The 352-nt window shown below is 46.3% G+C and carries 1 protein-coding gene; it reads left to right on the forward strand.

Annotated elements, in window-relative coordinates; genetic code table 11:
- Positions 1-239 precede the first annotated feature (239 nt).
- Positions 240-352 (forward strand): NrdR family transcriptional regulator (locus SB658_RS22485; protein ID WP_486308198.1); only part of this gene is annotated, 113 nt, incomplete at its 3' end.

Here is a 352-nt window from a genome sequence, read left to right on the forward strand (position 1 = left end):
CGCAAACACAAGGGAGCTAAGCTGAAAAAGCCATTACGCGCTTTGAAGCTGATGCTCCTTTTCTAATGTAAAAAAACAGCATTGCTTTTTCTTTAAGCATTTTTTTTGTAAAATAGAAAAGATAAGGCCGGTCTATCGGCTCTCCCAACAAATAGGCTCATCCTAGAAACGTTGGCGGGCATTTACCGGAAGCTTGCGAACCGCATTACAGCAACGAAACAGATGGGAGCTGATCCAATTTGAAATGTCCTTCATGCCAGCATAACGGTTCCCGCGTACTTGATTCACGGCCTGCGGACGAAGGGAAATCAATCCGCAGAAGGCGGGAATGCGAAGCCTGCCATTACCGCTT

It is taken from the genome of Bacillus sp. SIMBA_008, from assembly GCF_046535495.1.
In the GTDB taxonomy this organism is placed as follows: domain Bacteria; phylum Bacillota; class Bacilli; order Bacillales; family Bacillaceae; genus Bacillus; species Bacillus subtilis.